General features: G+C 68.9%; 27 protein-coding genes and 2 pseudogenes. 19 read left to right on the top strand and 10 right to left on the bottom strand.

The window, feature by feature from the left end:
• The first annotated feature begins 490 nt into the window (after positions 1 to 490).
• Positions 491 to 613, top strand: coding sequence for a hypothetical protein (locus ABT025_RS20850; RefSeq protein WP_350996341.1), 123 nt, complete (start codon positions 491 to 493; stop codon positions 611 to 613).
• A gap of 664 nt (positions 614 to 1,277) precedes the next feature.
• Here ABT025_RS20850 and ABT025_RS20855 read toward each other — a convergent pair.
• The 6 genes from ABT025_RS20855 to ABT025_RS20880 all read right to left on the bottom strand — a co-directional run bounded on the left by ABT025_RS20855 (position 1,278) and on the right by ABT025_RS20880 (position 5,356).
• Complete coding sequence (locus ABT025_RS20855; RefSeq protein ID WP_350996344.1) at positions 1,278 to 1,856, bottom strand: type 1 glutamine amidotransferase domain-containing protein; 579 nt, start codon at positions 1,854 to 1,856, stop codon at positions 1,278 to 1,280.
• A 421-nt stretch (positions 1,857 to 2,277) separates the two neighbouring features.
• Positions 2,278 to 2,604, bottom strand: a complete 327-nt coding sequence (locus tag ABT025_RS20860) for a plasmid stabilization protein (protein WP_350996346.1) — start codon at positions 2,602 to 2,604, stop codon at positions 2,278 to 2,280.
• Complete coding sequence (locus ABT025_RS20865) at positions 2,556 to 3,437, bottom strand: preATP grasp domain-containing protein (RefSeq protein ID WP_350996349.1); 882 nt, start codon at positions 3,435 to 3,437, stop codon at positions 2,556 to 2,558. Before ABT025_RS20865 ends, ABT025_RS20860 begins: the two co-directional genes overlap by 49 nt.
• Positions 3,434 to 4,480 carry an iron-containing redox enzyme family protein gene (locus tag ABT025_RS20870; RefSeq protein WP_350996351.1) on the bottom strand — a complete coding sequence of 349 codons (1,047 nt, stop codon included), beginning with the start codon at positions 4,478 to 4,480 and terminating at the stop codon, positions 3,434 to 3,436. Before ABT025_RS20870 ends, ABT025_RS20865 begins: the two co-directional genes overlap by 4 nt.
• A complete protein-coding gene (locus ABT025_RS20875; protein WP_350996354.1) occupies positions 4,477 to 4,728 on the bottom strand; it encodes a CDGSH iron-sulfur domain-containing protein in 252 nt (83 codons plus the stop codon). Before ABT025_RS20875 ends, ABT025_RS20870 begins: the two co-directional genes overlap by 4 nt.
• The gene (locus ABT025_RS20880; protein ID WP_350996356.1) at positions 4,712 to 5,356 is read right to left on the bottom strand and encodes a HemK2/MTQ2 family protein methyltransferase; all 645 of its coding nucleotides are present in this window, start codon (positions 5,354 to 5,356) and stop codon (positions 4,712 to 4,714) included. Before ABT025_RS20880 ends, ABT025_RS20875 begins: the two co-directional genes overlap by 17 nt.
• 490 nt (positions 5,357 to 5,846) lie before the next feature.
• On the opposite strand from ABT025_RS20880, the gene ABT025_RS20885 reads away from it, so the two are divergent.
• The 14 genes and pseudogenes from ABT025_RS20885 to ABT025_RS20950 form a co-directional block, all read left to right on the top strand.
• On the top strand, positions 5,847 to 6,638 hold the full coding sequence (locus ABT025_RS20885; protein WP_350996359.1) for a hypothetical protein: 792 nt from the start codon (positions 5,847 to 5,849) through the stop codon (positions 6,636 to 6,638).
• A 139-nt stretch (positions 6,639 to 6,777) separates the two neighbouring features.
• Complete coding sequence (locus ABT025_RS20890) at positions 6,778 to 7,101, top strand: gas vesicle protein GvpO (protein ID WP_350996362.1); 324 nt, start codon at positions 6,778 to 6,780, stop codon at positions 7,099 to 7,101.
• A gap of 33 nt (positions 7,102 to 7,134) precedes the next feature.
• Positions 7,135 to 7,590 (top strand): gas vesicle structural protein GvpA, encoded by a 456-nt coding sequence (locus ABT025_RS20895; RefSeq protein ID WP_350996365.1) that lies wholly within the window; start codon positions 7,135 to 7,137, stop codon positions 7,588 to 7,590.
• Positions 7,587 to 8,348: a GvpL/GvpF family gas vesicle protein gene (locus ABT025_RS20900; RefSeq protein WP_502971992.1), complete on the top strand. Its 762-nt coding sequence runs from the start codon at positions 7,587 to 7,589 to the stop codon at positions 8,346 to 8,348. The genes ABT025_RS20895 and ABT025_RS20900 overlap by 4 nt, the downstream gene beginning before the upstream one ends.
• A 1-nt stretch (position 8,349) precedes the next feature.
• Entirely contained in the window at positions 8,350 to 8,604 is a 255-nt protein-coding gene (locus ABT025_RS20905; RefSeq protein WP_326656482.1) for a gas vesicle protein GvpG, read from the top strand.
• Positions 8,605 to 8,611: 7 nt separating this feature from the next.
• Entirely contained in the window at positions 8,612 to 9,541 is a 930-nt protein-coding gene (locus ABT025_RS20910; RefSeq protein ID WP_350996370.1) for a histone protein, read from the top strand.
• A 6-nt stretch (positions 9,542 to 9,547) separates the two neighbouring features.
• Positions 9,548 to 10,669, top strand: a complete 1,122-nt coding sequence (locus ABT025_RS20915) for an SRPBCC family protein (RefSeq protein WP_350996373.1) — start codon at positions 9,548 to 9,550, stop codon at positions 10,667 to 10,669.
• The gene (locus tag ABT025_RS20920; protein ID WP_326733754.1) at positions 10,662 to 11,003 is read left to right on the top strand and encodes a gas vesicle protein; all 342 of its coding nucleotides are present in this window, start codon (positions 10,662 to 10,664) and stop codon (positions 11,001 to 11,003) included. Before ABT025_RS20915 ends, ABT025_RS20920 begins: the two co-directional genes overlap by 8 nt.
• Positions 11,004 to 11,029: 26 nt before the next feature.
• The gene (locus ABT025_RS20925; protein ID WP_350996376.1) at positions 11,030 to 11,845 is read left to right on the top strand and encodes a GvpL/GvpF family gas vesicle protein; all 816 of its coding nucleotides are present in this window, start codon (positions 11,030 to 11,032) and stop codon (positions 11,843 to 11,845) included.
• Positions 11,846 to 11,848: 3 nt separating this feature from the next.
• The gene (locus ABT025_RS20930; protein WP_219571957.1) at positions 11,849 to 12,076 is read left to right on the top strand and encodes a gas vesicle protein; all 228 of its coding nucleotides are present in this window, start codon (positions 11,849 to 11,851) and stop codon (positions 12,074 to 12,076) included.
• Entirely contained in the window at positions 12,073 to 12,351 is a 279-nt protein-coding gene (locus ABT025_RS20935) for a gas vesicle protein K (protein ID WP_350996378.1), read from the top strand. Before ABT025_RS20930 ends, ABT025_RS20935 begins: the two co-directional genes overlap by 4 nt.
• Before the next feature lie 159 nt (positions 12,352 to 12,510).
• A complete protein-coding gene (locus tag ABT025_RS20940; protein WP_350996381.1) occupies positions 12,511 to 12,975 on the top strand; it encodes an Asp23/Gls24 family envelope stress response protein in 465 nt (154 codons plus the stop codon).
• Positions 12,976 to 13,450: 475 nt separating this feature from the next.
• Positions 13,451 to 13,603 (top strand): annotated as a pseudogene (locus tag ABT025_RS20945) (glutathione-dependent formaldehyde dehydrogenase); the annotation flags it as partial.
• 198 nt (positions 13,604 to 13,801) lie between these two features.
• Positions 13,802 to 14,165 (top strand): annotated as a pseudogene (locus ABT025_RS20950) (NAD(P)/FAD-dependent oxidoreductase); the annotation flags it as partial.
• 211 nt (positions 14,166 to 14,376) lie between these two features.
• Here ABT025_RS20950 and ABT025_RS20955 read toward each other — a convergent pair.
• Positions 14,377 to 14,730 (bottom strand): DUF6204 family protein, encoded by a 354-nt coding sequence (locus tag ABT025_RS20955; RefSeq protein WP_350996391.1) that lies wholly within the window; start codon positions 14,728 to 14,730, stop codon positions 14,377 to 14,379.
• 72 nt (positions 14,731 to 14,802) lie between these two features.
• Between ABT025_RS20955 and ABT025_RS20960 the strand changes: the two genes are divergently transcribed.
• Together ABT025_RS20960 and ABT025_RS20965 are read left to right on the top strand one after the other, a co-directional pair.
• Positions 14,803 to 15,699: an arginase family protein gene (locus ABT025_RS20960; RefSeq protein ID WP_350996394.1), complete on the top strand. Its 897-nt coding sequence runs from the start codon at positions 14,803 to 14,805 to the stop codon at positions 15,697 to 15,699.
• A gap of 96 nt (positions 15,700 to 15,795) precedes the next feature.
• Positions 15,796 to 17,775 (top strand): DUF5107 domain-containing protein, encoded by a 1,980-nt coding sequence (locus ABT025_RS20965; protein WP_350996397.1) that lies wholly within the window; start codon positions 15,796 to 15,798, stop codon positions 17,773 to 17,775.
• 27 nt (positions 17,776 to 17,802) lie between these two features.
• On the opposite strand, the gene ABT025_RS20970 is transcribed toward ABT025_RS20965, so the two are convergent.
• From ABT025_RS20970 to ABT025_RS20980, 3 genes are all read right to left on the bottom strand, one after another.
• A complete protein-coding gene (locus tag ABT025_RS20970) occupies positions 17,803 to 18,156 on the bottom strand; it encodes a VOC family protein (protein WP_350996400.1) in 354 nt (117 codons plus the stop codon).
• A gap of 102 nt (positions 18,157 to 18,258) precedes the next feature.
• Complete coding sequence (locus ABT025_RS20975; RefSeq protein ID WP_350996403.1) at positions 18,259 to 19,068, bottom strand: class I SAM-dependent methyltransferase; 810 nt, start codon at positions 19,066 to 19,068, stop codon at positions 18,259 to 18,261.
• A gap of 192 nt (positions 19,069 to 19,260) precedes the next feature.
• Positions 19,261 to 20,766 carry a bifunctional phosphatase PAP2/diacylglycerol kinase family protein gene (locus ABT025_RS20980; protein WP_350996406.1) on the bottom strand — a complete coding sequence of 502 codons (1,506 nt, stop codon included), beginning with the start codon at positions 20,764 to 20,766 and terminating at the stop codon, positions 19,261 to 19,263.
• A 259-nt stretch (positions 20,767 to 21,025) separates the two neighbouring features.
• Here ABT025_RS20980 and ABT025_RS20985 point away from each other — a divergent pair, with 259 nt between their 5' ends.
• Together ABT025_RS20985 and ABT025_RS20990 are read left to right on the top strand one after the other, a co-directional pair.
• Entirely contained in the window at positions 21,026 to 21,799 is a 774-nt protein-coding gene (locus ABT025_RS20985) for an IclR family transcriptional regulator (protein WP_350996409.1), read from the top strand.
• Complete coding sequence (locus ABT025_RS20990) at positions 21,796 to 22,647, top strand: SMP-30/gluconolactonase/LRE family protein (RefSeq protein WP_350996412.1); 852 nt, start codon at positions 21,796 to 21,798, stop codon at positions 22,645 to 22,647. Before ABT025_RS20985 ends, ABT025_RS20990 begins: the two co-directional genes overlap by 4 nt.
• The last annotated feature ends 127 nt before the right edge of the window (positions 22,648 to 22,774 follow it).

A 22,774-nucleotide genomic window follows, 5' to 3' on the forward strand; every position in this document is an offset into this window, starting at 1 on the left:
CATCAGGCACAAGATCAGCAGACACCCACCAAATCCTGCCGATCCAACTTCCAACTGCCAAGCCACCACACCGATCTCATTCTGAAATGATCAGTTAGATGCAGGGATCATCCCAATCTTCCGGAAGCGAGTTCATCAATCATTCAAGGCCGGGCGGCACTCTTTCCCAGCGTAGATACACCTCCTGACAGTTGCGGGCTCCACCGACGACGACCAGGAACCCGGCGCGATCACGTTGCCGCGTGAGACCGCCACCGGCCGGCGCCCTCAGCTGAGGGCGCCGGCCGGAAAAACCGGTGACGATCGGGCGCGCCCTGCTGTGCTGAGACCCTGTGGCATCGTTACCACAACCACGCGTCGGCGAGCTGATGTCCTGTGGGACGGTGGGGAACTGACGGCGGCTCTGCGGCCTTTGTCGGCAGTGAGCCGGCGCTGTCGCCGACGCCCTGCGGTAAGAGGTTCGTCCGCGCGGACCGGGCAAGGCTCACGTATGAGCCGATTGAGCAAGCTCGAGCCCGCCGGAGTCGTCGCCACTCGATACGACAAGCGCGGCTACGTCTTCCGCGGCACTGCCGCCGCAGCAGGCCGCCTCGCCATCCGGCTCCGCACATGATCGGCTGGACAGGTCCTGGCTGCGCGTGAGTCCGGTGACCGGGGCGGTGGGGCCGGCGGTCGCGGACGGCGAGGGACCAGCTGACCCGGCTGACCGGATCGGAACGCGGGACGTGGGCCGGCGGCCGGGCCCCACGCGGCGTCAGCCGACCACCACGGGAGACGTTCGTGGACCGTCCTCCTGGGCGCGGTTCGCCCGAGTCGGGTCCGAGCCTGCCCCGCCTCCGTCGTGAGCGTGCGGAAGGCACCGGAATCCGAGTACCGCGGCACTCGGAAGCGGACTGAGCCAGGGACTCCTCAGGGGCCTTCAGCTCTGTCCGAGGGCCAGTCGCGGGACGATCCAGTGTGCAAAGCGGTAAGCCCGTGACAGAGCTGAAAGCAGAGAATCTCCTGCTCAGAGGTGCCGCATCCGTCGCCGCCCCGTTGTCAACCCCGCCCCTGGGCCCCGCCGTCCCTTGAAGTCGATCTATGCCGTGCCGTGACGGGCGGTCATGCTTCTGACCTGCTGTTCAGTGAGAGGACCGAGTCTGCCGGGTAACGCCAGGGACTTACAGGGACGTATTGACCGGAAAGCGTGTTCCCGCCCATGGCCGCCCCGTGCAGTGCGCCGCGGGCACGTCCGGTTGTCAGGCGGACCGCTGCAGGGCTGTGGTGCGGATGAGGGATCAGGTGCCGGACAGGCCGGAGACGTCGAGTGCGGCGTCGATCTCCCGCATGAAGGCTTCCAGATCGTCCGGGTTCCGTGAAGTGATGAGCTTCCAGCCACCGGACTCGTCAGTGACGACGGGCTGATCCGTCCAGTTGCCGCCTGCGTTGCGGATATCGGTCTGCAGTGAGGCGTAGGAGGTGAGCCGCTTCCCCGCGACGACGCCGGCATCGACCAGCACCCAGGGCCCGTGGCAGATGGCCGCGACGGGCCTGCCGGCCGCGGAGAACGCGCGCACGATGCGGCCGGCGGAGCTCTGCATGCGGAGTGTGTCGGCGTTCAACGTCCCACCCGGTACGAGCAGAAGATCGTAATCGGCCGGATCGACCTCGTCCAGTGTCAGGTCGGGGTCCAGACTTCTGCCGGGCGCCTTGTCACCGACGAGGGTCTCGACGGCGCCCCTTGTCACGGCTGCGACATCGATCTGGGCGCCCCACCCGCGCAGGTGGTCGAGCGGGACGAAGAGTTCGTCGTGCTCGACGCCGTAGTTGGTGACGATGACCAGCACCTTCCGCTTGCTCACGTCGTGGTCACTCATCCGCTGTCGTCCCTCCTGTAGGTGTGGGGTAGCAGACCCCTGCTTGTCCGGCACCGTAGATGCGGGGTTCCGAGTCGACCGCGGCTCGCCGGCGACACAGACAGAACGGATGTCCGGCCGAATCCGCTGAGCCCCCGGAAACCACGCTCCCCCTGGCGGTCGTAGACGTCCAGAGGTTCCGACCCCGGCGTCGGCACCTCCCGGTGGGACCACTCCATGTCCGTTGACAGTTCCGGTCACCTCGGGGTCAGCCACACAGTCGGTGGTCAGGGACACGTGGCGACAGCCAGGTGATTCCTCGGCCTTCCGTCTGCGGTTCGTAGCTGGGCTCCGGTGACCTACTCCGTCAGCCGGTCGGCGGGCGGACCTTGCATGTTGCCGCTGAGGCGACGCCTTGCCCGCAAGCAGCGGCCTCAGCGGTTCAGCGACTGACCGCCTTGCGGAGCTGCTCCTTGTTCATCGTGGAGCGGCCCTCGACGTTCTTCTTCCTGGCCTCTTCGTACAACTGGTCTCTGGTGCGGCCCTGTGCGCCCTTGTGTGAGCGCTCTCCACCTCGCTGAGAGGCGGACTTCGGGTCCTGTGTGGACGTCCTGCTCGCCGTCTTCGACTCACCCGAGCGGGCACGTTCCTTGTTGACGGTACGGGCGGCGATCTCCTTCGCGCGCTTCTCCGGCTCGCCGCGCCTCTCGGCGCTCGCCTTCACATGCTCGTACTGACGCTCGCGTTTGCGGTTGGATCCGGCCGGCATGGCGTTCTCCTTCTGCTTCTCGGTCTCTTCTCCGGGGACAGGTGGCGCGCACTGGCGACAGTCATGCGACTACTGCCTACCACCGGATTGCCACTGGCCCCCGTCCGGAACATGGCACCGCTGCCCGGGGTGTGCCCACCGGGCCGTGCGCTCGGGTGACCCGGGCGGCCGGCGCCGGCGCGGCTCGGCGCCAGCGACACGGCAGTCAGGCAGCACTGGCGATCCGGCTGTGGGAGAGGCTGCTTCGACGCGACTACCAGTAGTGCCGACGTCCGCCGACGGCGTGCCCCGCCGCTCCGCTCCCAGAATCCACAGAACGGCCCGTTCCCCTCGACGAGCGAGTGGCCGTACGGTGGCGGCGGTGGTTGCGCCGTCCGCTCGCCCCGGGTCACGAAATGCAAGCCGTGGCCGCCGGCGGACCGGTCCGGCTTGGCGACCACCCGCTCGTGCGCGTCCAGCAGTGCGCCGGTTGCCCTGCCGAGGTCCGCGCCGGTGCATGCCCGGCCGTGGGGCAGGCGGAGGCCGAGCGAGTGCGCGACCGTGCGGAAGCCGGACTTGGTGTTCATCTCGGCAACTGCCCGCAGCGTTCGGAGATTGGGCACGCCCGTTTCGTAGGAAACGACAGGGATGCGGAGGTCTGTGGCCAGGGCGACGGACGCTTCGTCCCGTGAGGTCGGGAGGAGGTGGGGCGGCGGGCGCTTGCTGACGAGGGCCCTCAGGGGCTCCAGCAGGCGGTGCTTGGCCAGCGCCTCGGCCATCGCTACCCGCGGAGTGTCCGGTACGACGATGATGGCTGCGGAGCCGTCGGGTATGCCCGGCGTGGGATGGTTCATGGGCTGCCGGGATGCCGTGCGGTTGCTGTCAACGGGATGCGCAGGGCCGAGCGGCCACCCCGCCAGGCCTCCAGCAACAGCGCACCCAATCTGTCCTCGAGAAGACCGGTGGCCTGGATGCCGAACGCCACGTCGGTGTCCAGACCGGGCTCGGCCGTCAGGAGCGGGTCGATCACCTCCAGGCGGACGACCTGCTCGTGCACCGCGTCGGCCTCGACGTGCTCGTCGTAGAAACGTGCGGCGGCCGGCCCGGCACCTGTGCGCCGCATTGCCTCCGAGAGCCGCCGGGATCCGGGAGATGACGTCACCTCCACGGAGGCGAAGTGCCCCACGAGAGCGCCGCGCAACGCCCGGTGCAGACCGAACAGCGACATCACGTTGACCGTGCACAGGCCCTGCGCGGGGGCCGCGTCGAGGTAGTGACCGTAAGCGTGGTCCAGGCCGAGGTCGTCCATCAGGTCCGCGAAGAGCCGGGCGTGGATGTCTTCGGCCCGTCCGGCGCCGAACTCGTCGTACTCCACCGCCACCATCGCGGCCTTGGCCCGGCCGTACAGCCGGGGGATGACCCAGGCGTGCGGGTCGGCTTCCTTGAGGTGGTAGAGGGAGCGGAGCGCCGAGTGCTCCCGGACCTGCCAGAGCAGGCCCTCGTTCTGCAGGTAGTTGCTCACTCCGGTGCCGTCGTCGAAGGCCGGTTCGGTGAGGATCGCGGCAAGGGCGGCACGCGCGTCGGCCTTCCCCGGCACATCCGTGCGCAAGGCAGTCAGGAAGCGGCCCTCCAGCGCACCACGCAGCCGCAACAGGTCAGGATCCCACTCACGGTCGTCACCGACCCCCTCGAATCCCTGATAGTGCAGCTCGTAGAGAACATAGAGCGCAAGCTGGAGATCGTCCCCGTAGGGATCGGCCCCGGACACGGCCTGCGGATCCACCAGAGGTGCGTGTCCGTCCCGCAAGGCCGACAGGACGGCACAGGAGAGCACTCCGCGCGAGGTGGGCAGCGCCGGCCTGACGTCACGCGATTCGGAGTAGAGCGCGGTGGTCATGCTGTCGCACCTGATTCCGGGTCGGTGGCCGCGTCGGTTCCGGTCCTGGCAGGCGGAGTTGCGCGGCTGCGGTGGCTGGTGTCGCACCAGGGATAGCGGCGGCTGCGACGGCAGGTGCACACCGCCACCATGAAGCGCTCGGAGGTGACGAGCGTCCCGTCATGTCCGGCGACGGTGACGGGTCCCTCCACCAGGAGCGGTCCGCCGGGTACGAGGCGGACACGGCGGGGATCAGATGTGTCGCGCACGGATGACCACCAGTTCCTCTTTGTCCTGTCCTGTGCCATCCAGCAGTCCCTGATCACGGAGCCACGGCAGACGGGAGCGCAGGACGGGGCCCAGGGGGATGAGCTCGCGGTCGATGACCTCCGCGGCGAGGCGCGCCCGCGCGAGGACATCGATCGTGGTCTGGGCGCCGCACATTTTCGAATGGACCATGAGCAGTGTTCCGCCAGGTCGCAGAACGGTTGCGGCAGTCGCACAGACCCGATTGACGACGGCACGGCCGTCCGGACCGCCGTCCCACGCACGGGCTCTGCCCCGCAGCGGGGGCCTTGCGGTCGGCGAGGGAACGTACGGGGGGTTACTGATCACCATGTCGTACTGTCCTGCGTCGAGAGCGGACAGATCGCGATACCGGACGGTGACCCGGCTGCGGTGGAGGGCGGCGTTCACCCTGGCGCACAGCACCGCCCTGTGCGAGATGTCGACGGCGGTGACGCGTGCGCCCAACCGGGCTGCGTGAACTGCCAGGGCCCCGCTGCCGGTCCCCAGTTCCAGGACATGCGTCCCGGGGCTGATGTTCTCCCGGGCGAGAGCCCGCATGAGGAGGTGCGTGTCGTGTTGCGGAGTGTAGACGCCCGGCACAGTCAGCATGCGCCGTGGCATGCCCAGAGGTGATATGGCCATGGCCGCCTCTCGCCGTCGTAGTGGCGGCGACAGGTCGCCGCATGTCCAGGATGGGCCGCGCGCAGGACGGGCGCCATTCCGGCGGTCACGGACTGTGTCGGGCGGCCGTTCCTTTGGGTTTCGGTGGGCAGGAGAGTCCCGACCCCCGGGAAGGCTGCAGTGACACACGATCGGATCGGTCCGGCCGAGGTGCCGGCAGCGGCGGAGGACGCCGCAGCTGTCGGCTCCCTCGATGCCCGCGGCGGAGTGCCTCCGCGAGGCGGTTCGGCGCAGGATATGACCCCGCGGCGACGCGTGCATTCCCCTCCACCGGACCATCCGCGGCACCGCTCACCGAAGACCGTCTGCGGGGGCCGACGTAGGAGACATCGCTGCCGCACCCGGTGTGAACTGCGGTTTTCTGGGAAACGGCTTGGAGACAGGACCCGAAGCCGGAGCCGGAAACAGGAGAACCCTGGTGGTGTACGAGGACGACCGCGCGCAGCAAATGAGGGACGACCTCGAAGCCGCCATCGGTCACTACATGGTGGCGGTCGCCGGCCGGCTTCTCGATGAAGGCCTCCCCGTCTCCTCCGTTTCCTCATACGGGGACTATGACGACCCCAGCCAGGACGCGTTCGGGGCGGACGTGGAAGGAAGTGTGGAGTTCACCCGTGCCTTCCGGCGCAAGGTGTTCGGTGAGGGCCGGGACGCAGGGCTTCTTTGGTGTGGCGTTTCGGGGTGGTGCTTCTTCTCCATCCCCGAAGGGGCCGGCCGGACACTGATGGAGTCTGCTCGATGGATGGGAGGTGGGTTGACGCCTGACCCCGGCCGGGTGGCTGCGTTCCTCTCCGAGGTCCAGCTGGATGCCGAGTTTTCGGGAAGCGACGAGCGGCCCTTCTATCGCGCTCCGCACGCGGAGCCGAAATCACTTCTTCAGCGCCTCGCCGTCTTCGACGCCGCCAGTGGAAGTGCGGAATCATGGGGTTACGACAGCCGATTCGCCTGCTTGCAGATCGATGCCTGTCAAAAGCGTGTGGTGAGCGCCCTGACCGCCGGGAAGCAAGAAGTCGTCGAGGTTGCGCTGCGTAGCGGTGAGCTCCGGGCGTTGCTGGAAATTCTGCAGTATGTCGAGGGGGCAGCGCCCCGGGACGACGCACGGGAGATGGCCCGGAGACTGTGCTCGGACCTGTCCTTGAGGGCGCGGGACGGGCGAGAGGGCCTTGACGACCATCGAGAGGCACTCACGTACGCGGAAGAGCAACGTTAGCTGCCAGTGCCACGTGAATTGCTGGCGATGGCCCTGATGACCGTGAATACCCTTCACGGGTCAAGCGATACGCCTTCACGTCACGCTCCGATGGATCCGCTCAAGATGCGTGGCCGACGGGAGTGACGAGACTGGCCTTATGGCAGAACAACGTCGCACACACGCCGGGAGTTCGAAGACGGCGACCTCCTCCCGTGCCCGACGACCGGCGCGAGGACCGGAGCATGCGGCTCGTGCTGCCAGCAAGAGCCTGGAAGGGTTGATCGGCCACCCCGCGGAGGGTGTTTCCGCAGTGCGGCGCGAGGACGACGGCTGGTGCGTGGTGGTGGACGTTCTCGAAGTGCCGAGGATCCCCGACACCACAAGCCTCCTCGCCTCCTACGAGGTGCAGCTCGACCAGGACGGCGAACTCCTGCAATACCGCAGGGTCCGGCGCTACCGACGTGGTGCCGCCGACGAGTGACTCGCGCTTTGCCCCCTGTTGGAAGGACTCTTCATGCCCGCGACCACCTACTCGGACGAGGTAGTGGCCTGTCCGCCCCGCGCCGGAACGTTGTACGACGTGCTGGAGCTCATTCTTGACCGTGGCATGGTCATTGACGTGTTCATCCGGGTTTCGCTGGTCGGCATCGAGATCCTGAAGATCGACGCACGCATCGTTGTCGCGAGTGTGGATACGTACCTTCGCTTCGCGGAGGCGTGCAACCGACTGGACCTTGAGCGTGATTCCGGCAGCACCACCATTCCCGAGCTTCTCGGTGGCGGTGTGGCGAAGTCCGTGGGGAAACGCAAGGTGCGTCACGCGGCCGAGTCCGTCGGCGACACCGTACGCAAAGCCGTAGGTGGTGGCGACGGCTCGTCCGAGGAAGACGACGAGCCGCAAGAGCGACCTAAGAAGCGACGTGCTCCTGCCCGCAGCAGTGAGAGTCGACGACGGCGCGTGGAGGCATGAGCGTGAGCGCGGCAACCGATGGTGTGTATGTCTACGCGATCCTGCGGGCCGCGACGCCGCTTCCGAAGGATGTGGTCGGCGTCGGATCGCCGCCCGCGGTCCTCAGGGGCATCAACCAGGGTCCGCTTGCGGCGGTCGTCAGTGACGCGCCGCCGCAGCTCCGTGCCCGACGGCGGGATTTGCTGGCGCACCAAAACCTTTTGATGCGCCTCGCTGACGATGGTCCGGTGCTCCCCATGCGGTTCGGAATGGTCGCGGCGGACGGACAGTCGGTCCTCGCCCAACTGGCCGCCCACGAATCCGAGTATGCCGCCACCCTGGACCGGCTCGCGGGCCGCATCGAGATCAACGTCAAGGTTCTTCCCGCGCAGAATGCGCTGGAGGCGCTTGTCGCCGAGGACAAAAGCGTGCGCCAACTCCGTGCGGCAGCACGGAAGAACCCGGGCTACGAGGCCAGCCTCCGGCTGGGCGAGGCCATCTCCGGTGCTCTCACCAGGCGGGCAGTCGCCGCGGGGCGGCGGATCCTCCGCGAACTCGCACCTGCTGCCAGGGCGGCCGTCCCGGGACCCGAGGTCCCGGGCTGCGTGCTGAACGAGTCCTTTCTCGTCGACCGTTCTGAGAGCGAAGCCTTCCATCTGCGGGCCCAGAGCCTCGGGGCGGATTATCGGGAGCATGCGGAGATCCGGTCCGCCGGCCCGCTTCCCTGCTACAGCTTCGTTTCGGCGGAGGCCCGATCTGGGCTGGTGGGCGGGAAATGACATGGGGCTGATCACCGGTTTGCTCACGCTTCCGATCGCGCCGGTGCGTGGCGTGATCTGGGTGGCGGAGAAGCTCAACGACGCCGCCGAGCGCGAACTGCACGACCCCGCTGTGTTGCGTGCGCAATTGGCGGTACTCAATCAGGAACTGGAATCCGGAGAGATCAGTCTGGAGGAGTTCGAACGCGAAGAGGAACGCTTGCTGGACCGGTTGGACGCCGTACGGATTGGCCCGGCACAGAGTGATCGAAGGTGACGTGCTCATGGAAGACCAGACGAAGTTGACCCTCGCGGTCGCTGTAGTCGGCGGCTACGTGCTGGGCCGGACCAAGAAGGGGCGACTGGCTCTCAGCGTCGCCACGTATCTCGCAGGCCGACGCTTCGGTCTGGAGCCCCGCCAACTAGCCGCAGAGGGCATGCGCCGACTCGGCGAGGTCCCCCAGGTCGCTGAACTCCAGGAGCAGCTCAGGGGCGAGGTTCTTGACGCGGGCCGTAAGGCCATGACCGCTGCCGCCAATCGAAGCATGAGCACGTTGGCCGGCTCGATCAGTGAGCGCACGGCTCGTCTCCTCGAACCGCCGAAGGACGAGGGCGACGAGGGAGACGAGGGCGACGAGTACGAGGACGAGTACGAGTACGAAGAGGAACCCGAAGAAGAGGACGGGGGGTACGAGGACGAGGAGTACGAGGACGAAGAGTACGAGGAGGAACCCGAGGAGGGCGACGAAGAGGATGAGCAGCCAGTAGAGGACGAAGAGGAAGAAGAAGAGGAAGAGGAAGAAGAAGCGGAAGAAGAACCCGAGGAGGAGCCGGAGGAGGAGCAGCCGAGAAGGCGGGCGCCCCGCCGGACATCGTCGGGCACGGCGAAGCAGACCGCCCCGGCCAAGAAGAAGGCGGCAGCCAAGAAGGCGGCCCCGGCGAAGAAGTCGGCTGCCAAGAAGTCCGGCGGCTCGGCGAAGAAGACTGCAGCCAAGAAGACCGCCCCGGCGAAGAAGGCGGCAGCCAAGAAGAAGGGGGCAGCCAAGAAGGCGGCCCCGGCGAAGAAGCCGGCTGCCAAGAAGTCCGGCGGCTCGGCGAAGAAGACTGCAGCCAAGAAGACCGCCCCGGCGAAGAAGACGGCAGCCAAGAAGACGGCAGCAGGCAAGTCATCGTCCAAGCGAGCCGCATCCAAGCGCTCCAGCGGTCGGAGGTAGCGAGTCATGGCCAGGACGGAAAATGCAGAGCCTGAGTCGGAAGAGAACGAAGAGACCGAAGAGTCCGGAATGGACAAGCTCCGCGGTGAGCTGTCCAGCTTTCTCAGCACGCAGGTGGAGAAGCTCGCGGAGAAGGCAGGGGACAAGCTGACTGATGTCACCGGTCAGCTGAACGATGTCGCAGAGAACGGCGGCTCATTGCCGGCTATCGGCTCTCGGATCCTCCAAGGCGACTCTCCGGTGAAGGCGTTCGTCTCGGAGAAGGCCAAGGGTGTCAAGGACAACGTCGTGGAGAAGGCCAAGGAGACCTTTGGTGGCGGCCAGGGCAAACGTAAGGCCAGCGGTGGAAAGGTCATGAACATCATCGAGGTTCTCGATGTGGGAGTGCCGCTTCGTGCCGCTTACGACCACTGGACCCAGTACGACCAGTTCAGCAGTTTCGCCAAGGGCGTGCGCGATGTCTCGATGGACGAAGAGGTGTCGAGCGACTGGAAGGTCAAGGTGGGCCCCTCCTCCCGAAGCTTCAAGGCAACGGTCCAGGAGCAGATCCCTGACGAACGCATTGTCTGGACCTCCGAAGGCGCCAAGGGGACAACGCGAGGTGCGGTGAGCTTCCACGAACTGGCACCGTCCCTCACGCGCATCGTTCTGGTCATGGAGTACTATCCGTCCGGCTTTTTCGAGAAGACGGGCAACCTCTGGCGCGCGCAAGGACGACGGGTCCGGCTCGACTTCAAGCACTTCCAGCGGTACGTCACACTCACGGAAGAGGAACCGGAAGGGTGGCGTGGCGAGATCCGCGACGGAGAAGTAGTCGTATCGCACGAAGAGGCCATGGAAGAGGAAGAAGCAGAGAACGAGGAAGACTCTGAAGGGGAGGAATACGAGGAAGAACCGGAAGACGAGGACGACGGTGAGGACGAGGACTCGCTGACGGACGAGAACGACGAGGAATACGAGGAAGAGCCGGAAGACGAGGACGAAGAAGAGGAAGACGAGGAAGACGAGGAAGACGAGGAAGACGAGGAAGACGAGGAAGACGAGGAAGACGAGGAAGAGGACGAGGCGCCGCGCAGAAGGCGGGCCCCGTCTGCAAAGCAGCGATCACGGAGAGCGCGAAGTGACTGATCTCGACTTCCGACAGGACGCTTCCTATCCTGCAGCCGGGCCGCAGAACACCAACCTGGCGGACATCCTCGAGCGCGTTCTCGACAAGGGCATCGTGATCGCTGGGGACATCAAGATCGACCTTCTCGACATCGAGCTGCTCACCATTCGCCTTCGGCTCTTCGTGGCCTCCGTGGACACGGCGAAGAAGGCCGGGATCGACTGGTGGGAGACCGATCCGGCGCTCAGCTCTCACGCGGCAAGGAACGCCCTGAAGGACGAGAACCGCGAGCTGCGTGCGCGGCTCGAGGCACTTGAATCGCGCTCCGAAGAGACATCGCCGGACTTGCGATGAGCCAGGGAGAGGAAGAGAAGGGGCTCATGACGGAGCGCAGCACAGGGCCGTCGGAGGCGAACGCCACCTATGTGTTCGCGGTCTGCCACACGGAGGGGGACCCCGACGTGGATCGTCTCGCCGGGGTCACGCAGGACGAACCGGTGCGCTCTCTTGGCATCGGCTCGCTCACAGCGATCGTGCAGACCGTTCGAGGAGCTGAGTTCACGGACGAGGTCTGGCAGAAACGGCTGACCGACGAGGCTGAACTCGAACGATACGCGCGTGCCCACCATGAGGTCGTCTCGGCAGTTGCTGCCCGATTTCCCACGGTCCCCTTGCCGCTGGCCACGTTGTACAACGGGGACGAAAGGGCTGCTCTCGCACTCGTCAGTGAGTCGACACGGTTTCGCACAGCACTGACGCGTATTGCGCATCATGCCGAATGGGGGATCAAGGTCTACGCACCCGTCTCGCGGAGCGCGGGCGATGGTCCCCCGGAGGAGCGGACGGCTACGGCGGCAGACCGGACGCGCCCGGCCCCTGGAGCGGGCAGGGCCTATCTGGAACGCAAGCGCAACCTGCAGTCGCAGCGAGAGCAGCGGCAGACGGATGCCCTGCGGGTCGCGGATGCCGTGGATGCGGACGTGAGCCGCCTCGCCACGGAGTCCCGCCGGCTTCGGCCGCACGGCAGTGGAGCCGTTGATGACCGTCATGTTCAGGTCCTGAATGCGACCTACCTGGTAGCGGGGCATCGGGCCGCCGAGCTGGACCTGCTGGTCGCCGGATTGCGAAAGCGCACCGGGGCACACATCGAGGTCTCCGGGCCCTGGGTGCCCTACTCCTTCGTGGGCGAGGTGTAGTCCGTGACGCATGAAGCAGTTCCGTGGGACGGGCCCGGAGGCCTGAGCGGCCCGATCGGCGTGCCGCTGGTCGATCTGCTGGACCGTGTCCTGGCGACCGGGGTGGTCGTGAGCGGTGACCTGGTCATCGCCATCGCCGACGTACCACTCGTACGTGTCTCACTCCATGCACTGCTGTCGTCGGTCAATGAGCGTGTTCCCGCCCCCTGGGCAGACAGCGGGCCGCTGTGACAACCTCACGAGTTGACCTGGACTCCGAGCGGATGGGGCGCGATCTGGTCACCCTGGTGCTCACGGTGGTCGAACTGCTCCGGCAGCTGATGGAACGGCAAGCCCTGCGGCGCATCGACGAAGGTGACCTGACCGACGATCAGACCGATGAGATCGGGGCGACGCTGATGATGCTCGATCAGCGCATGGGAGAGCTCTGCGAGCAGCACGGTGTGCGGCTGGAAGACCTCAATCTCGACCTCGGGCCCCTGGGCTCCCTGCTGCCCCGGAACTGAGAGCGCGCGGCGAAGGGAGCGGACACGGACACGCTGCCCTTCTCGGCACTCGAATGGCGTATGCCCGGATTCTGGAGCACCGTGGAAGGGGGCGAGGACGGTGGAAAAGGTCCGCTGCTTCCGGTTGTCCCCTCTCAGAACTCTCGCTGCGAGGTACTCATGGCGACGAACGGCAGTGAAAACGGAACGACACTCGGGTCGACCGAATCGGCGGGCGGTACGAAGGGGACGACTGTCATCGCGGATACCGTCGTCTCGACGATCGCGGGGATAGCGGTACGTGAGACAGAGGGAGTCCACGCCCTCGGCGGCGGCGCTTCCCGGGCCATGGGAGCGATGAAGGACAAGGTGTCCCGCTCCAACGACCCGGGCCGGGGAGTGAAGGTCGAGGTGGGCGAGAAGCAGGCCGCCGTCGATGTCGACATCGTGGTCGAGTACGGAACGCTCATTTTGGACACGGCCAAGAAGATCCGCATTCATGTCACCGATGCGGTGGAGACGATGACCGGGCTGGAAGTCGTCGAGATCAACATCAAGGTTCTCGATGTTCACGTGCCGGGGGACGACGACAGCGACGACGACGAGGAAAAGAGCGCTCCTGCGAGGTCGCGCCGCGTTCAGTGAGGCTGATGTCCTGGACGGTGATGTCCTGGCCGCGGCAGGTCATGGGGCAGTAGCCGGACCGCCCAGCGCCTCGACGGTCTTGTCGCTGACGCCTTCGGGGCGGCGGTGTGCAGTGTCCGGCTGGCTTTTCTGTTCATCGCTCACGCCCCTACCCGGTATCCACCGTAGTCGCGTGCCGGAGGGCGCCGAGCCATGAAGAGCGCGACAGCGAAGTGGGGTTCCGTAGTCGACGGTCCCGCTCTGGGAGCGTGCCGACCACGGGAAAAGGCAGCGCAAGCTCGACAGAGGGACCGGGGCTCGGAGAGCGATAATTCCGGCCGCCGCACCGTCCGCAAGCCTCAGTCTCTGCGCAAATAAGGTGCCGGGTGAATGCGACGTGGATTGCAACGGGTGAGGTTACCTGGCCGGCCTCGTCCTGAAGGCATGGGAATTCTCGCGCGGGCGTTGTCGCGGTTCCTCTTGAGAGGATTCGAATCTGCGCGCACTGAGTTGGCAAGGCGAAAGGGATGTCCGGGTGGAGACCGTTCCGGATCCGCGGATCGAGGACCCGACGGACATTGTCGTCAGGATCACGTCCACGGGCATCTGTGGCTCGGACCTGCACCTGTACGAAGTCCTGGGGCCCTATGGGCTGTCCCGTAATCCCTGGCGGGCGCGCGACGACAGCTACGGCACCTCGCCGCGTTGTCGGAACGTCCGAATGCATCCAGTATGCGGACGCTCCTCCGCCTTGCGATGCACCGCATCCGACGCCGCGCGCTGATCCACCACGGATTACGGGACAGCCCTTACCTTGACCCCGGAGACATTCTCGGGCACGAACCCGGCCGGATCGGAAGGCACGGTCCGCCTGGCCGACGGGGTCGACGGCCTCACTCGCTTCGCTGCACAGATTGCAACCGGCCAGGTGCCCGACCGCCCCTTCCTCCTCTTCGGGCAGATGACCACGGCCGACGCCACTCGCTCACCGGCCGGCACCGAAGCGGCGTGGGCGTACACCCATGTCCCGCACCTGATCAAGGGAGACGCGGGCAAGGACAAGCTGACGGGGCGGTGGGACCGGCGCGAACAGGAAGCCATGGCCGACCGCATGGAGACCGAGGTGGAACGGTGGGCCCCGGAATCCGCTCCCTCACTGCTTTTCGGCGCATCCTCGCACCCCCACTCTCGAGTCGATGGACGTGAATCTGCGGATGGCGCAGCTCGGGTGTCAGGTGGTGCCCTGCCGAACGCTGCCTCGCGGCACCCGGAAGGGGGCTGAGCCAGGGAGTTTTCAGGGACTTCCAGCTCTGTCGGAGGGACTCTCGCGGGATGATCCTGCGTGCGAACGGGTAAGTCCGTGACAGAGCCGAAAGTGGAGAATCTACTGGTCAGGGGGTCGTAGTCGTCGCCGGCCCGCCGTCACCCCGCCGCCGGCCCCCGCCGCCCCTTGAAGTTGATCTTCATGGTGTCCATGTCCGTCGCGGTGGAGCGCAGTTCACCGTGTCCGTAACCGGCCTTCCGCAACGCCGTCTCCGCCCGGTCCTCGGCGATCGCGGAAGCCATCTCCTCGCCGTCCTCGGCATCCGACACCACCACGTACCGGAAGCTGAAGTGCTTGAGCACACGGTCGTAGGTCAGCGAGCCCTCCTCGCTGAACTGCATCGCGGCCAGACCGTGCTCCTCCACCTCGGCGAGCAGTTGCTCGCGGGCCTGGTCCGTGAGCCCCTGCCACGTGCCGCGCACGATCACTCGGTACGTGTGCTGCGTGCTCATCGTGTGCCGCCGTTCCTGTCGCATTCCGGAATCCGATTGAGCGGCCAGCCTACGGCGCGGAGGATGGGGCGCATGCGGAATATCGTGGTGCTCGACGCCCCTTCCAACCTGGGACTCCGTCCGCCGGCCCCCGGCACCGTACCGGGCTGCTACAAGCTCGCCGGCGCACTGCGGGAGCAGCGGATCGTGCAGCGGATCGGTGCGTCCGAGGGCGGGGTCGTCGTGCCGCCCCGCTACGACCGCGGCGCGTGGCAGGAGGGGGACGGGGTCTTCAACGCCGCCGCGATCGCCCGGTACACCCGCACCCTCGCCGACCGGGTCGAGCAGCACGTGCGCGTCGGTGACTTCCCCCTCGTCCTGGGCGGCGACTGCTCCATCCAGCTCGGCGCCTCGCTCGCCCTGCGCCGGATCGGCCGGTACGGACTGGTGTCGGTCGACGGGTCCGCCGACTTCCGCCATGCGGGCAACGGCGGCGGGATCGGCGCCGCGGCCGGTGAGGAGCTGGCCATCGCCACCGGACGGGGGCAGGACGATCTCAGCGGCCTGGACGGGCTGCGGCCCTACCTCAGGGACGAGGACGTGCGGGTCCTGGGCATCCGTGACTACGACGAGGACCGCGTCGAGCTCGCCGAGTTGAAGATCCCGGTGGCGACCGTCGGGGAGATCCGCGAGCAGGGTGCCGCAGACCTGGCGGGCGGGATCGTGCGGAGCCTGGAGGGCCCGGCCGTCGACGGCTTCTGGGTGCACCTGGACGCCGATGTGCTCGACCCGTCGGTCATGCCCGCCGTCGACAGCCCCGACCTCGGCGGACTGCTCCCCGGTGAACTGGGCCCCCTGCTGCGGACACTGGTCCGCTCGCCCCGCTGTGCCGGCCTCAACGTCACGGTCTACGACCCCGATCTCGACCCGGACGGCACGGCAGGTGCGCTGCTCACCGACCTGGTGGTCGCGGCTTTTGCCGAAGTCTGACGGCCGATCCCCTGGTCCGGGCGGCTTCCAGCGTGTTCCATGGTCATCGGGGGGCGCCCGGACCTGCGGCGGCCCGCGCGAGGGAGCGAGGTTGCCTTGGCCACCACCGTACGACGCACCGTACTGACCCTGCCCGCAGCGGCGACGGGGCCGGAGAACCCGCTGCCCGCGCTGCGGCCCCTCGACGAGATGCATCTCGTCGACGACCGGGACCGGGCGGGACTGCCCCGCGACATGGCCCGGCAGATCGGTCATGAACCCCTCGCCACCGTCCTTCCCGTACGGATCCTCGACGGCTACGGCCGCGAGCGCACCTCCACGGACCTCGACGCGATCGTCATCGAGAACGACCGGCTGCGGGCCACCGTGCTCCCCGGACTTGGCGGTCGCATCCACTCCCTCTTCCACAAGCCGACCGGCCGCGACCTCGTCTACACCAACCCCGTGCTGCAGCCCGCCGACTTCGCCCTCAACGGCGCGTGGTTCTCCGGCGGCATCGAATGGAACATCGGCGCGACGGGCCACACCACCCTGTCCTGCGCCCCCGTGCACGCCGCCCTGGTCCCGGCGCCCGACGGCGGCGAGATGGTCCGGCTCTGGGAGTGGGAACGGCTGCGCGACCTGCCGTTCCAGGTCGATCTGTGGCTGCCGGAGGACTCCGACTTCCTCCACGTCGGCGTACGGATACGCAACCCGCACGAACACCCCGCGCCCGTCTACTGGTGGTCCAACATCGCCGTCCCGGAGGGCGAACGCACCCGGGTGCTTGCGCCCGCCGACGAGGCCTGGCACTTCGGCTACGAACGGACCCTGACCCGGGTCCCGATGCCCGAGACCGGCGGCGTCGACCGGACGTATCCGCTGCGCAGCGACTTCCCCGCCGACTACTTCTACGAAGTACCCGACGGCGCCCGCCGCTGGATCGCCTCCCTCGACGAGCACGGCCACGGACTCGTCCAGACCTCCACCGACCTGCTGCGCGGCCGCAAGCTCTTCCTCTGGGGCAGCGGGCCGGGTGGCCGCCGCTGGCAGGAATGGCTCACCGAGCCCGGCACCACCGGCTACGCCGAGATCCAGGCCGGGCTCGCCCGCACCCAGTTGGAGCATGTTCCGCTGGAGCCCGGCGGCGAGTTCAGCTGGCTGGAGTCCTACGGACCGCTCACCGCGGACCCCGCCGCCGTGCACGGCGACGACTGGGCGGCAGCCCGTGCCGAGACCGAGCAGCGGCTCGCCGCCGCGCTGCCGCGCGCCGATGTGGACGCCGCGTACGAGGCGTGGCGCCGCTGCGCCGACACGGAGCCGGGCGAGATCCTCGCCACCGGCTCGGGGTGGGGAGCACTCGAAGTGCGGCGCGCCGGGTACACGCTGCCCGGCACTCCGTTCGCGGAGTCCGCACTCGGCGAGCAGCAGGCGCCCTGGCTGGAGCTGCTGGAGCAGGGCTCCTTCCCCGAACACCGCCGCGTCGCCCCGCCCGGCCCCAGCCTCGTCTCCTCGCACTGGCGCGACATGCTGGAGACTGCCTCCGCCGAACCCCTCACCGAGTACCACCTCGGCGTCGCCCAGTGGCATGCCGACGACCGGGCCCAGGCGGTCCGCAGCTGGGAGCGCGGCCTTGCCCTCGCCCCGTCGCGCTGGCCGCTGCTCCGCTGTCTCGCCGTCGCCGCCCAGGAGAGCGGCCAGCGGGACCGGGCGGCCGACCACTACACGGAGGCGTTCGACGACCTGTGCGCGGAGCGCCCCGATGACGGCGAGGCCTGGACCGCGGCCACGGCGGCCCTCGGCCGGGAGGCGATCGAGGCCCTGCTGGCCGTGGACCGCACCGCCGAGGCCCGCACGGTCTGGACCGGCCTGCTGCCGGGAATCCGCGCCCGGGGCCGCTTCCGTCTTCTGGAGGCGCGCCTCCTGCTGGCGGAGGGCGACCGGGCGGCCGCCCGTGCCCTGTTCGACGAGGGCTTCGAGGTCGCCGATCTGCGCGAGGGCGCGGAGATCCTGGACGAGGTGTGGGCCGAACTCGCCGAAGTCACGGGTGAGCCGCTGCCGGATGTGTACAACTACCGGATGCGGCCTCGGGGATGACGGCGGAGGGCGCGGGGACCGGACGGCTCAGACGGCCCGGTTGCGGTCGACGTACTCGAAGACCGAGCCGTCCGGGTGCACCGCGATCAGGTTGCGGCCGCCCGGGGTGGGTACCGGGCCCGCGATGACGCGGGCGCCGACCCGGGTCAGGGAGGTATGGGCCTCGTCGACGTCCTTCACTGCGATCGTCGCGGTCACCTTGCGCAGGATCTCCAGCTCGGACTCGGGCCCGCTCATCAGCAGGAAGCAGCTGATGGCGGCGACGGACACCCCGCCGCGCTCGAAGCGCAGCGCCGAACTCGCCGTGAGGTCCTCGTAGAAGGCCACCGCGGCCTCCAGGTCGTCGACGCAGATACGCAGCGTGGTTCCCAGGATTTCCATGCCGAACAGGGTAGTTGGCCGGTCAGCGGTGTGTGATCGATTCGGCGGAGTGGGCGTGGGCCCCGGGGCCCGGCGGTTCCGGCCGGCCCCCGGGTGGTGGGATCAGGCCCGGCAGAGGACCTCGCCGTGCGGGACCATGAACCAGCCGTCGCCCTGTTCGCCCCAGGTGCGCCAGGCCTCGGCGATCGCCGTGAGCTCTCCGGGCGTCGCGTGGCCGCCCTCGACCGCCAGCTCCGCGTAGACCGAGTCGACGGTGCGGTCCGCCCACAGACCGCTCCACCAGGCCCGGTTCTCCGGGGTGGCGAAGCACCAGGAGGCGGCGGTCGGGGTGATGTCGGTGAAGCCCGCCTCGCGCGCCCAGGAGAGCAGCCGGCGGCCCGCGTCCGGCTCGCCCCCGTTGGCCCTCGCGACCCGGCCGTACAGCTGCTGCCAGGTGTCCATGACCGGCGACTGGGGGAACCAGCTCATGGCCGCGTAGTCGCTGTCGCGGGCCGCGACGATGCCGCCGGGACGGCAGACCCGCCGCATCTCGCGCAGCGCCTGCACCGGGTCGCCGACGTGCTGGAGCACCTGGTGGGCGTGGACCACGTCGAACGAGTCGTCGGGGAAGTCCAGGGCGTGGACGTCGGCGACGGCGAACTCGACGTTGTCCAGGCCTCGTTCGGACGCGGCATCGGCCGCCTGGCCGAGGATCTCCTGGGTGGTGTCGACGGCCGTCACGCGGCCGGGGGCGACGAGTGCGGCCAGGTCCGCGGTGATGGTGCCGGGCCCGCACCCGACGTCCAGCACGCTCATGCCGGAACGGAGTTCACCGACGAGGTAGGCCGCGGAGTTGGCGGCGGTACGCCAGCGGTGCGAGCGCAGCACCGACTCGTGGTGGCCGTGGGTGTAGACGGCGGTCTCCTTCGGCATGACCGTGCATCCTCTCTCGAACGCGAACCGCGAAACGCGAGCCGCAAAGCGCTGATCGGTACGGATACCGTATGCCCTCACGCCGCATAGTGAGATAGGCATCTTGCGATACGGACGGTCAGGTGCGAGCTCATGCGGAAGGGCGGCCGACTCGGCGTCGACCGCCCTTCGCTCACCAGGATCCGGCTGGAATCACACCGGTCTCGGGCAGTAGACCGTCAGCGCCTCCGGCAGCTTGTCGATCATCAAGTCACCCTTGCTGTGGGCCACTTCGCCGTCATAGGCGTACGGGGTGCCGGGCTTCAGGCCGGAGATGCGGATGCGCCGGCGTCGGACGGCGGCGTGGATGGGGGAGCGGGTCAGGGGCCCGGCGACGGCGGCCGCCAGCAGCCTGAGGGCGGGCGTCCGGCCTCCGTGCACGACCCGTACGTCCAGCAGCCCGTCCGCGAGATTGTGCCGCCGGCCGGGCGCCGGGCCGACTCGCTGGAACAGTCCGTTGCCGACGAACAGCAGCCACAAGGGCCTTCTGCGGCCCTGCAGTTCGGCCTCCAGCGGACGCTCGCCGCGCAGCACGTCGAAGGCCGCGAGGACGCCGGCCGGCCAGCCGCCGATCCGCGGGGCCCAGCGCTCGCGGGTCCGCACCAGCTCCGGATAGACGCCCAGGCTGAAGGCGTTGAGGAAGTAGCCGTGGGCACCCCCGGGGCCGTCCGGGCCGGGCCGGAAGCGGCCCAGGTCCACCCGTACGGCGCTGCCCGAGCCGAGTGCGGCGCAGGCGTCGGCCACGGTCTCGATGCCCAGGTCGTACGCGAAGTGGTTCAGCGTCCCGCCGGGGAACACGGCGAGCGGGAGGCCGTGCACGGCGGCCACCGCCGCTGCCTGGTTGACCGTGCCGTCACCCCCGCACACCCCCAGTGCCCGGCCGCGGCCCGCCGCCTTCTCCAGCTCGGCCGAGAGCTCCGTCGGGGGGCACTCCACCACTTCGGCGTTCGGCAGGGCGTCCCGGACGAGCGACGCCGTGGCCGTCGCCGTCCCCGACTCCCGGTTGACGACGACGACCAGGTCCTGGCCGTCCGGCAGGGCGGGCGCGTCGGCGGGCGGCCGGCCCGGCGCGGGCAGTTGCCCCCGGGTCGGCACGATGCCGCGCAGGGCGAACGCCGCCCCTATGCCGAGCGCGGCACCGGCCAGCACATCGCTCGGGTAGTGGACTCCGGTGTAGATGCGGGAGGCGGCCACCGACAGGGCGACCGGCGCGATGACCGCCCCCCAGCCCTTCGATTCGAGCGCCACACCGGTGGCGAACGCGGCAGCCGAAGCGGCGTGCCCGGAAGGGAAGGACGTGGTGACCGGCTGTCGCTTCAGCTGCCGTATCACCGGAACGGCGTCCAGGATCGGCCGCTCGCGGCGGACCGCACCCTTGCCGATCGTGTTGATGGCCGCCGAGGCCACCGCAAGCGACGCGATCCCGCGCAGCGCGGCCCGCCGGGCCCGGGCGCTGCCGCCGAAAGCGGCGATGCCCGTCGCCGCGCCGAACCACAGCAGCCCGTGATTGGCGCTGCGGCTGAGTCGCGGCAGCACGGGCCCGGCGGCCGGCCAGTGCCGCTGGGCCAGGTTCTGGAACACGGCCAGGTCGCTTCGGTGCAGAACGCCCCGCAACCCGGCGGGTCGCGTCAGATGTGAGGGGATGCTCGGTGAAGACATGGAACAGCGAATACCCCGCCCGCCCCCGCCGAACCGGCAGGCGCGCCCGGGCCGTGCGCACGAGGCCCTGTGAAGGGGGTGCCGGGTGACGCCGCCCACCCGTCATTCAGGGGCATACCGGGGTAAACGCGACGTGTCCTTTCGGGCGTCGAGTGCCGGACATCACCTCGTCATTGCCCCGCAAGTTAGCCACGCTTAGCCTGTGTTCGTGATGCCGGTCACTGGCCGGAATGTCGAACACGAGAGGGTGGTGCAGACCATGGGGCGACTCGTCCCCGCGGTGACCCGGGCGCTGGACGTACTCGAACTCTTCCTCCACGGCGACGGTACGCTCTCCGCGCCCGAGGTGACCCGCAAGCTCCAGCTCCCGCGCACCACCGTCCATGAGCTGCTGACCACGCTCGCCGCTCGTTCGTACCTGGTCACGATCCCCGACCAGCCCGGCCGCTACCGCCTCGGCGTCCGCACCTACCAGCTCGGCAGCCGGTACGCCGAGCAGCTCGACCTCGCCGCCGAGGGCCAGCAGGTGGCCCGTCAGGTCGCGGAGACCTGCGGAGAGACCGTCCATGTGGCGATCCTGGAGGGGGCCGACGTCATCTACATCGCCAAGGTGGACTCCACCCACGCGGTCCGGATGGTGTCGGCGGCCGGCCGCAAGCTGCCCGCCCACTGCACGTCGGTCGGCAAGATGCTGCTCGCCGCACTTCCCGGCCGGGAGCTCGACGCCCGTCTCGACGGGCTGGAACTGACCGCGATGACCCCCGACAGCATCACCGACGAAGGAGAACTGCGAGCGGCGCTCGACTCCGTGCGGGAACGCGGCATCGCGGTGGAACACCGGGAGTCCAACCCCGACGTGAGCTGCGTCGCCGCGCCTGTACGGGACCGGTCGGGCCGGGTCGTCGCCGCGCTCTCCGTCTCCGTCCCCGTGATCCGCTGGAGCGAGGAGCGCGAGGCGGAACTGGCCGCCCTCGCGGCCGAGGGCGCCGACGCGCTCTCCGGCCGCCTCGGCCACCACCGGAGGGAGATGTGAGCCGCCCCCGCCTCGACGTCGCCGTACGGGAGCACGCCGCGCTCGGGGAGGGGCCGACCTGGGACCCGGTCACCGGGCGGCTGATCTGGGTCGACATCCTCTCCGCCCGTATCCACACCTACGACCCGGCCGACGGCCGGCGGACCGTCATGGCCACCGAACAGCACGTCGGCGCGGCCAAGCCCCGGGCCGGCGGCGGCCTGGTCGTCAACCTGCGCGACGGCATCGGCCTCTACGACGCGGACGGCGCCTTCTGCTGGCTCGTCCACGACGCCGAACCGGGACGGCGCGGGAACGACGCCGCTGTGGCGCCGGACGGTGCGCTCTGGGCGGGCACCATGCGCTACGACGAAACGCAGGTCGGCGGCAGCCTCACCCGGATCGCCCCCGACGGCACGGCCACCCGGGTGCTGCCGCTGGTGGCCTGCAGCAACGGCACCGGGTGGAGCCCGGACGGCCGGCTGATGTACTACATCGACACGCCCACCCGCCGGATCGACGTCTTCGACGTGGACGGCGAACAGGTCACCGGCCGCCGCCCCTTCGCGACCGTCGAGGAGGGTGCGGGGTATCCCGACGGCCTGACGGTCGACGCGGAGGGGGCCGTCTGGGTAGCCCTGTGGGACGGCGCCGCCGTGCGCCGCTACACCCCCGACGGCAGGCTGGACCGTGTCGTCGAGCTGCCGGTGCGGCGGCCCACGGCCTGCGCCTTCGGCGGCCGCGACCTGCGCGACCTCTACATCTCCACCGCCCGCACCGGTCTCGACGCACCGCACCCGTTCTCGGGGTCGCTGCTGGTCCTGCCCGACGCCGGCCGGGGCATGCCCGGTACGGCCTTCGCGGGCTGAGAGGCTGCCGGAGGGCGCCGGGCGGATTCGGGCCGAGGCTCCGCCCTGCGGCGGATCACTGCTCCACCGAGTCGGGCCCCGCCCGGCGGCGGATCACTGCTCCACCGGCCCGGTGCCTGCCCGGCGG

Origin of the sequence: Streptomyces sp. NPDC002809 (genome assembly GCF_040295435.1) — a bacterium.
In the GTDB taxonomy this organism is placed as follows: domain Bacteria; phylum Actinomycetota; class Actinomycetes; order Streptomycetales; family Streptomycetaceae; genus Streptomyces.

What these genes read in the sequence shown, in the direction of transcription:
- ABT025_RS20850 (WP_350996341.1), top strand. Translation starts at nt 491, where the DNA reads ATGAGCCGATTGAGCAAGCTCGAGCCCGCCGGAGTCGTCGCCACTCGA.
- ABT025_RS20855 (WP_350996344.1), bottom strand. Translation starts at nt 1,856, where the DNA reads ATGAGTGACCACGACGTGAGCAAGCGGAAGGTGCTGGTCATCGTCACC.
- ABT025_RS20860 (WP_350996346.1), bottom strand. Translation starts at nt 2,604, where the DNA reads ATGCCGGCCGGATCCAACCGCAAACGCGAGCGTCAGTACGAGCATGTG.
- ABT025_RS20865 (WP_350996349.1), bottom strand. Translation starts at nt 3,437, where the DNA reads ATGAACCATCCCACGCCGGGCATACCCGACGGCTCCGCAGCCATCATC.
- ABT025_RS20870 (WP_350996351.1), bottom strand. Translation starts at nt 4,480, where the DNA reads ATGACCACCGCGCTCTACTCCGAATCGCGTGACGTCAGGCCGGCGCTG.
- ABT025_RS20880 (WP_350996356.1), bottom strand. Translation starts at nt 5,356, where the DNA reads ATGCTGACTGTGCCGGGCGTCTACACTCCGCAACACGACACGCACCTC.
- ABT025_RS20890 (WP_350996362.1), top strand. Translation starts at nt 6,778, where the DNA reads ATGGCAGAACAACGTCGCACACACGCCGGGAGTTCGAAGACGGCGACC.
- ABT025_RS20895 (WP_350996365.1), top strand. Translation starts at nt 7,135, where the DNA reads ATGCCCGCGACCACCTACTCGGACGAGGTAGTGGCCTGTCCGCCCCGC.
- ABT025_RS20900 (WP_502971992.1), top strand. Translation starts at nt 7,587, where the DNA reads ATGAGCGTGAGCGCGGCAACCGATGGTGTGTATGTCTACGCGATCCTG.
- ABT025_RS20905 (WP_326656482.1), top strand. Translation starts at nt 8,350, where the DNA reads ATGGGGCTGATCACCGGTTTGCTCACGCTTCCGATCGCGCCGGTGCGT.
- ABT025_RS20910 (WP_350996370.1), top strand. Translation starts at nt 8,612, where the DNA reads ATGGAAGACCAGACGAAGTTGACCCTCGCGGTCGCTGTAGTCGGCGGC.
- ABT025_RS20915 (WP_350996373.1), top strand. Translation starts at nt 9,548, where the DNA reads ATGGCCAGGACGGAAAATGCAGAGCCTGAGTCGGAAGAGAACGAAGAG.
- ABT025_RS20925 (WP_350996376.1), top strand. Translation starts at nt 11,030, where the DNA reads ATGACGGAGCGCAGCACAGGGCCGTCGGAGGCGAACGCCACCTATGTG.
- ABT025_RS20940 (WP_350996381.1), top strand. Translation starts at nt 12,511, where the DNA reads ATGGCGACGAACGGCAGTGAAAACGGAACGACACTCGGGTCGACCGAA.
- ABT025_RS20955 (WP_350996391.1), bottom strand. Translation starts at nt 14,730, where the DNA reads ATGAGCACGCAGCACACGTACCGAGTGATCGTGCGCGGCACGTGGCAG.
- ABT025_RS20960 (WP_350996394.1), top strand. Translation starts at nt 14,803, where the DNA reads ATGCGGAATATCGTGGTGCTCGACGCCCCTTCCAACCTGGGACTCCGT.
- ABT025_RS20970 (WP_350996400.1), bottom strand. Translation starts at nt 18,156, where the DNA reads ATGGAAATCCTGGGAACCACGCTGCGTATCTGCGTCGACGACCTGGAG.
- ABT025_RS20975 (WP_350996403.1), bottom strand. Translation starts at nt 19,068, where the DNA reads ATGCCGAAGGAGACCGCCGTCTACACCCACGGCCACCACGAGTCGGTG.
- ABT025_RS20980 (WP_350996406.1), bottom strand. Translation starts at nt 20,766, where the DNA reads ATGTCTTCACCGAGCATCCCCTCACATCTGACGCGACCCGCCGGGTTG.
- ABT025_RS20985 (WP_350996409.1), top strand. Translation starts at nt 21,026, where the DNA reads ATGGGGCGACTCGTCCCCGCGGTGACCCGGGCGCTGGACGTACTCGAA.